We start from the raw sequence: 7,215 nt of genomic DNA, 5'->3' as shown, positions 1-7,215 counted from the left end.
GTATCCATGATGGTAGACCTCAAGGTGATGGCCTACTTCAAGATTAGCCTTTCAACACGTAATTGGGACAGAGCCTTGAAAAAGGGGGGACGGCCCCCATTTATTCAGGGCAGAAAGTGGTGATGACGGGGCGGCAAAATCGCCTCTGACCATCGTTGGATGGGCGCCACTTTTTCTCAATTTACCGGTGCTGGAGTGGATATGGGCAAGTTGTTTTTGTTGTTGGTGGGTCTGGTTGTGCTGGAGCTCACCGTGATGATCGAGGTCGGCTCGGTAATCGGGGCGCTGCCGACTGTCGGCTTGCTCATACTGACTGCGGTATTGGGCTCCTCGCTGGTGCGCAGTGAAGGGATCAAGACCCTGTTCAGCGCCCAGCAAAAGATGCAGATGGGCGAGATGCCGGGCCGCGAGGTGATGGGGGGCATGATGCTGGCGTTGGCGGGCCTGCTGCTGATTATCCCGGGTTTCGTGACCGACATGTTCGGTGTGCTGTTGCTGCAACCCTGGCTGCGCAACAAACTGGCTGACAAGCTGATCGGCAGCAGCCAGTTCCGGATGCAGATGGGCGGTTTCCAGCGTACTCAATCGCCGTTTGGCAACGCACCGTCCGATGATCATCTGGGGAACGCCAAGCAGGGCGGCACCACCATCGAAGGCGAATTTGAGCGCAAAGAGTGAGCGTAAAGAGTAATCGACGAAACGAAAACCCGAGGCGAGTGACTGAATCAGGGTTTACCCTGATGGCACAACGCCTCGAAGCGGTGTCGGGCATACCACCATGCGAGGGTGCCCGCCGCCAGATTGGCCAGCAAGATCCCCAGATATATCCCCTGTTCTCCCCCCAGCTTTGCCCCCAGCCAGGCTCCTGGCAACAGAAAACCAAACAGTCGCAATCCGTTGAACAAGAACGAAATACTGGATGCCCGCACGCCATTGAGTGCCGAGGCCAGCAGCATCACCATGCCCTGAAATCCGTAACCGATCGGCACTAGATGCAGATAGAGAATAATCAGGCGGATGACCTGTGGATGATCGCTGAACAGGTTAGCGATGAGTGGCGCCAGTAGCCAGGTCAGGCCATAGATGGCGAGCTGGAAAAGCAACGCAAAACTCATGCAGCTCTGCAGTGCAGCCTTGGCGCGGGCCGGATTGCCAGCGCCGCAGTTTTGCGAGATGAAAGGGGCCAGTACGGAGGCGAGGGCCATCATCACAATCAGCAGCAGCGCCTCGACCCGCGACGCGGCGCCGTAAGCCGCCACCACTTCGGTACCCAGTCCTGCAAAGATCGTCATCAGCACCGCATTGGCCAGGGGGTTGAGCATATTGGTAAAAGAGGCTGGGACGGCGACATGGAGTAACGCCCGCCAGTGGGACAGCAACCGTGCCCGCGGCGAGAGGCGCCACAGCAGCAAGCCTTCCCGATGACGCAGGATATAGAGGCTGACCAGCATCGCCATCAACCAGGAGATAGAAGTCGCGATGGCGGCCCCACGGATCCCCCATTCGGGAAAGGGGCCGATGCCGAAGATCAACAGAGGATCCAGTACCCCGTTGACCAACCCGGCTACTGCCATCACCAGACTGGGGGTTTTGGTATCGCCGGTCGCCCGTATGGCGGCATTGCCCACCATGGGCAGCACCAGCATGGGGACGGTGAGATACCAGATCAGCATGTAGTCATGGATGAGAGAGATAAGCTCGGCACTGGCCCCCAGCAGAGTAAACAGAGGCTTGATGGTGAGAGCCCCCCCCGCGGAGAGCAGGGCCACCATGATCACCGCCAGAAACAGACTGTCGGTGGCGAGATGGGCCGCCTCATCGTGTTTGCCCTGCCCCAGGGTATGACCGATCACCGCTGACAATCCGGCACCCAATCCCATCGCCAACGAGGTGACCACAAAAGTGACAGGAAAAGTAAAACTGATGGCGGCCAGAGCTTCGGTTCCCAGCATACCGATAAAAAAGGTATCGACCAGATTGAAGGCCAGAATGGCGATGATGCCGAAGATCATGGGGCCCGTCATCTGGCGCAATACGACCGGAATAGGGGCTGTCAGCATGGGGTTGGTGCGGGTCAAGGGCTCGTCTCTACAGCTGGCTTTGAAGGTTCTGGCATGGAAACCGGGCGGCTTGAACCGACCTTGCTCCAGAGTGCGGACATGGCTGAACCATCGAAGATGTTTATAGTACGTGAAAAAATTTTTTTTGTATTTGCCCTTGAAGGTTTAGCAACTCTGCCCCACATCAGGGACATATCTAATTTGGCCTGGAACGGCCATTCCTCAAAGCAACAATGAGACTCATTTTGGGAGAGTTATCGATGAAAATTCGTCCACTGCACGACCGCGTCATCATCAAGCGCATCGAAGCTGAAGCCAAATCTGCCGGCGGTATCGTCTTGACTGGTACTGCGGCCCAAAAGTCCACCCGTGGTGAAGTGCTTGCCGTGGGGACTGGTCGCATCCTGGATAATGGCGAAGTCAAAGCGCTGGCCGTGAAGGTTGGTGACAAGGTTATCTTCAACGAAGGCTACGGTGTTAAGACCGAGAAGCTGGATGGTCAGGACGTCCTGATCCTTTCCGAAACCGACATCCTGGCGATTGTCGAAGAGTAATCCATCCTCCTTTTCCCCGAATTGATTTAAGGATTGAAGAAAAATGGCAGCTAAAGACGTTAAGTTTGGTAACGAAGCCCGCATCAAGATGCTGGAAGGCGTAAACATCCTGGCTGATGCCGTCAAGGTGACTCTGGGCCCGAAAGGCCGCAACGTGGTGCTGGACAAGTCCTTCGGCGCCCCGACCATCACTAAAGATGGCGTTTCTGTTGCGCGCGAAATCGAGCTGGAAGACAAGTTCCAGAACATGGGCGCCCAGATGGTCAAGGAAGTGGCTTCCAAGGCGAACGATGCCGCCGGTGACGGTACCACTACTGCAACCGTTCTGGCTCAGGCTATCGTCAACGAAGGTCTGAAAGCCGTTGCCGCCGGTATGAACCCGATGGACCTGAAGCGCGGTATCGACAAGGCAGTGGTGGCTGCCGTTGCCGAGCTGCAGGCGCTGTCCCAGCCGTGTGCCGACAGCAATGCCATCGCTCAGGTGGGCACCATCTCCGCCAACTCCGACGAGAAAGTGGGCAAGCTGATTGCCGAAGCCATGGACAAAGTGGGTCGCGATGGCGTCATCACCGTTGAAGATGGTCAGGGTCTGGAAGATGAGCTGGCAGTTGTTGAAGGTATGCAGTTCGACCGCGGCTACCTGTCCCCCTACTTCATCAACAAGCAAGAGACCGGTTCCGTTGAACTGGACGACCCGTTCATCCTGCTGGTTGACAAGAAAGTCTCCAACATCCGCGAAATGCTGCCGGTGCTGGAAGGTGTTGCCAAAGCGGGCAAACCGCTGTTGATCGTTGCCGAAGACGTAGAAGGCGAAGCCCTGGCGACTCTGGTGGTCAACACCATGCGTGGTATCGTGAAAGTGGCAGCCGTCAAGGCGCCTGGCTTCGGTGACCGTCGCAAGGCTATGCTGCAGGATATCGCCGTACTGACTGGCGGTACCGTCATCTCTGAAGAAGTTGGCATGGAGCTGGAAAAAGCGACGCTGGAAGATCTGGGTCGTGCCAAGCGCATCGTCATCACCAAAGAGAACACCACCATCATCGATGGCGTGGGCGATGCCGGTGTGATCGAAGGTCGTGTTGCCCAGATCCGTCAGCAGATCGAAGAGACCTCTTCCGACTACGACCGTGAGAAGCTGCAAGAGCGCGTAGCCAAGCTGGCTGGCGGTGTTGCCGTGATCAAGGTTGGCGCTGCCACCGAAGTCGAGATGAAAGAGAAAAAAGCCCGTGTGGAAGATGCCCTGCACGCTACCCGCGCCGCCGTTGAAGAAGGCGTGGTTGCCGGTGGTGGTGTTGCTCTGGTTCGCGTTGCTGCCAAACTGGCTGGTCTGCGCGGTGACAACGAAGACCAGAACGTCGGTATCAAGGTTGCCCTGCGCGCCATGGAAGCCCCACTGCGTCAAATCGTCATCAACGCCGGTGAAGAAGCCTCCGTCATCGCCAACGCGGTGAAGAATGGTGAAGGCAACTTCGGTTACAACGCTTACACCGAGCAGTATGGCGACATGCTGACCATGGGTATCCTGGATCCGACCAAGGTCACCCGCTCTGCCCTGCAGTTCGCCTCTTCTATCGCCGGCCTGATGATCACCACCGAGTGCATGGTGACCGAGCTGCCGAAGAAAGATGCTCCAGCCATGCCTGATATGGGTGGCATGGGTGGCATGGGCATGATGTAATCATCATCCCGGCTCTGTTTGAGAAACGGCTCGCCTTGGCGGGCCGTTTTTTTATATCTGACTAAACTGAGTCTGTTGATAGCAGAAAAGTGTAAGGGGGAAAGATGAAGGTGCTTGGATGGATAACTCTGCTGTTTGCATTGATTGCCATGCCGCTTGTGGCTGCCGAGGCCCTCAAGGGGCCTGTGATCTTGAAAGTAAGCGGCAATATCAGCTCCCCAGATGAGGTGGACGGCAAAGTGCTTTTTGACTTGGCCACGCTGCAGGCGTTGCCGCAATATGAGATAGTCACCAGCAACCCTTGGGTTGATAAACCTCACAAGTACAGAGGGCCCAAGGTGGCGGACGTGCTGGCCGCAGTGGGGGCTAATGGCAAGAGCATAACCTTGACAGCATTGAACAGTTTTCAGATCCGCATCAATTGGGACAAAGTTGCCAAGTATAACCCTATTCTTGCTTGGGAAGATGACGGGTTAGCCATGAGGGTCCGTGACAAGGGGCCGCTCTGGTTTATGTTGCCGCTTGATCAATATCCGGAGCTGAAGCGCTCTGAATATACCGACATGATGATTTGGCAGCTGGACCTGATAGATATTCAACACTGATAAAAGAGTCACGGGAGCACGGGGTGAAAGGAAAGACCAGGGCGTGGCCACTGCTCGTCATTCTGTATGTATCCATTCTGTCGTTTACCGGGAGCACCCTTTATTGTCTGGTTCAGCTCCAGAATGCGACCAGAGCGATGGAGAAATATACCTATGATGTCTCCTGGGCGCTGATGCAGCTGCAGCTCGAGTTGGGGCGTTTCCTCAGTGCTGTAGAGGTCTACCATTATGGTGGAATAGAGCACAATGACCTGATGTTGCGCTATGACATTCTTTGGAGCAGAACCCCCATCCTGTTGAGCGGTCAGTTGCGTAAAAGCATGCAGGATAAGCAGAAAACCTTGCGCTTGGTGCAACTGATTGAAAACAACATTCGCTATATAGAGCCTGTCATTACCAAGCTGCAGAGCGGAGACTCTGTCTACCAGCAAATAATGATGCGCCTAGCCCCCTTGCAGGAGCCTTTATCCTATGCACTAGCTTCCGTTATGCAGAAGAACATCAACATCTACTCAGAGAATGATCGCCATTTTGGTCAATTGCGTGATGCTCTGCTGTTGATGGTGTCGGGGTTGGTTATCTCGGTTTTACTCCTTAGCTTGCTTCTTGTATATGAAGCTCGACGTCACTTTAGGGCAGCAAGGCGTGACCCGTTGACGGGTCTCTCCAATCGGGTGGCATTGCTGGAACGGATGGAGCTCTGTGCCACTCAGGAGGTACCTTTCGGATTGGTATTGGTCGACATCAACGACTTCAGAGATATCAACAGCAAGTTTGGTTATGATGCGGGCGATTTTTTGCTCAGTGAATTGGCCAGACGGATCAGATTGCTCTGTGAAGAAGGGGAGTGGAGTGGTCGGTTGGGTGGCGATCAATTTGCCATTATCCAGCGTGGTAGCAGCGATCTGCGTCAGGTCAGGGAGCTGGTAGCGCGACTGCTGCACGTTCTGAAGCAAGATATCGTCTATGATAACTATCCCTTCCGGCTCGAGGTGGGGATCGGGATTGCCTTCTATCCGATGGACAGCGATAAAACACAGGAGTTATTGAGTCGTGCGGAACAGGCTCTGTTCCATAGCCGCAAGACCCATGTCCCCTATGTGATTTACGATAACTCCTTGCTCAACGAGACAGCGCGGCGCAAGCATTTGGCCTCGGACATGATCATGGCGCTGGAACACAATGCGTTGGAACTCTATTACCAACCCATCGTCAATCTCGAGAGTGGCCGTTGTGAAGCTGTCGAAGCACTGCTGCGCTGGCGGCATCCGGAGCTGGGCTTTATTCCGCCAAACGAAGTGATCATGGTGGCTGAGGAGTTCCAGCTTGCCGAGCGTCTGGGCGGCTGGGTGTTGAACACCGCTTGCGAGCAGCTTTATCAGTGGCATCAGTTGGGTATGGTCGACCTGCAGATGTGCGTGAATATCTCGCCGGGCATGTACCAGCGCAATTTGCTCAAACTGGTGGCCAAGGCATTGATGGAGAACCACCTGCCAGCCAGCAGTCTGGTTTTGGAGGTCACTGAAGATACCACCATGCGCGAAGTGAAGAATTCGCTGCAACTGATGCAGGATCTCAATCAGCAGGGTGTGTTGTTGGCATTAGACGATTTTGGGACTGGTTATTCATCTTTGAGTTATCTGCAAAAGCTACCTGTGAGCAAGGTGAAGATTGACCGCTCCTTCATACAGGGCATTGATACTTCCATGGAGGCATCCGAGCTGGTCGCCAATATTTGCCGGATGGGGTCCATGCTGGGCAAGAGTCTGGTGTGTGAAGGGATTGAGACACAGGCCCAGTTGGATGTGCTGCGATCCCTGACCGATATCCACTTATATGGACAGGGCTATCTGTTCAGCCGGCCAGAACAGGCGGAGAAAATCTATCAAACCTTGCTGGAGATGGAGGAGCTTTGGCTGGCGCGTCAACAATCGGAAATGGCTTATATGAGTTGAGAAGAGGCTTGCCTGTCATCTGGCTCCATAATGTGTGATTTAGCTCGAATTTTCTTCTTGTTGTTTGTTGTTTGAACGGTTGTGCGGTTTTATCAAAAAAATATGCAAATTACCCTTGCCAGAAAGAATCGGCTCCCTATAATGCGCCTCCATCGACAGGGCAAGCGGCAACGCAAACAACCTCGTCGATAACCTCGAAAAGCCTTTGAAAATAAGGCTTGACTCGAGAAGGGGGTTGAGTAGAATTCCACTCCCGCAGCAACGAACTGTTGCGTCGCTCTTTAAAAATTTGAATCAAGCAATCTGTGTGGGCACTCACAGCATCGAACATCAAAAACAATTTTTGATTTTCAATGTCTGGTG

At 54.4% G+C, this 7,215-nt stretch carries 7 protein-coding genes; 5 read left to right on the top strand and 2 right to left on the bottom strand.

All coding sequences use genetic code 11. The features are described 5' to 3' along the window. Positions 1 to 201 precede the first annotated feature (201 nt). Complete coding sequence (locus tag G5315_RS20450) at positions 202 to 678, top strand: FxsA family protein (protein WP_266134780.1); 477 nt, start codon at positions 202 to 204, stop codon at positions 676 to 678. 47 nt (positions 679 to 725) lie between these two features. Here the strand turns inward: G5315_RS20450 and G5315_RS20445 are convergent, their stop codons facing one another. Next, complete coding sequence (locus G5315_RS20445) at positions 726 to 2,060, bottom strand: MATE family efflux transporter (protein WP_421333914.1); 1,335 nt, start codon at positions 2,058 to 2,060, stop codon at positions 726 to 728. A gap of 260 nt (positions 2,061 to 2,320) precedes the next feature. Between G5315_RS20445 and G5315_RS20440 the strand changes: the two genes are divergently transcribed. The 4 genes from G5315_RS20440 (at position 2,321) to G5315_RS20425 (ending at position 6,852) form a co-directional block, all read left to right on the top strand. Further along, complete coding sequence (locus G5315_RS20440) at positions 2,321 to 2,614, top strand: co-chaperone GroES (RefSeq protein ID WP_005340573.1); 294 nt, start codon at positions 2,321 to 2,323, stop codon at positions 2,612 to 2,614. 43 nt (positions 2,615 to 2,657) lie between these two features. After that, a complete protein-coding gene (groL, locus tag G5315_RS20435) occupies positions 2,658 to 4,292 on the top strand; it encodes a chaperonin GroEL (RefSeq protein ID WP_005341224.1) in 1,635 nt (544 codons plus the stop codon). A gap of 104 nt (positions 4,293 to 4,396) precedes the next feature. Then, positions 4,397 to 4,897 carry a molybdopterin-binding oxidoreductase gene (locus G5315_RS20430; protein WP_421333912.1) on the top strand — a complete coding sequence of 167 codons (501 nt, stop codon included), beginning with the start codon at positions 4,397 to 4,399 and terminating at the stop codon, positions 4,895 to 4,897. 23 nt (positions 4,898 to 4,920) lie between these two features. Further along, the gene (locus G5315_RS20425; RefSeq protein WP_266134781.1) at positions 4,921 to 6,852 is read left to right on the top strand and encodes a putative bifunctional diguanylate cyclase/phosphodiesterase; all 1,932 of its coding nucleotides are present in this window, start codon (positions 4,921 to 4,923) and stop codon (positions 6,850 to 6,852) included. Between the two features lie 136 nt (positions 6,853 to 6,988). Here G5315_RS20425 and G5315_RS20420 read toward each other — a convergent pair. Then, a partial coding sequence (locus G5315_RS20420) for a hypothetical protein (protein ID WP_421333910.1) occupies positions 6,989 to 7,215 on the bottom strand: 227 nt, incomplete at its 5' end.

Origin of the sequence: Aeromonas sp. 603607 (assembly GCF_049171595.1) — a bacterium.
GTDB classification, from domain to species: Bacteria; Pseudomonadota; Gammaproteobacteria; order Enterobacterales; family Aeromonadaceae; genus Aeromonas; species Aeromonas veronii.
This window is presented reverse-complemented; position numbering and strand designations above follow the sequence as displayed.

Excerpts from the sequence above, each read along its gene's own strand:
- G5315_RS20450 (WP_266134780.1), top strand. The coding sequence starts at position 202 with ATGGGCAAGTTGTTTTTGTTGTTGGTGGGTCTGGTTGTGCTGGAGCTC.
- G5315_RS20445 (WP_421333914.1), bottom strand. The coding sequence starts at position 2,060 with ATGCTGACAGCCCCTATTCCGGTCGTATTGCGCCAGATGACGGGCCCC.
- G5315_RS20440 (WP_005340573.1), top strand. The coding sequence starts at position 2,321 with ATGAAAATTCGTCCACTGCACGACCGCGTCATCATCAAGCGCATCGAA.
- groL (WP_005341224.1), top strand. The coding sequence starts at position 2,658 with ATGGCAGCTAAAGACGTTAAGTTTGGTAACGAAGCCCGCATCAAGATG.
- G5315_RS20430 (WP_421333912.1), top strand. The coding sequence starts at position 4,397 with ATGAAGGTGCTTGGATGGATAACTCTGCTGTTTGCATTGATTGCCATG.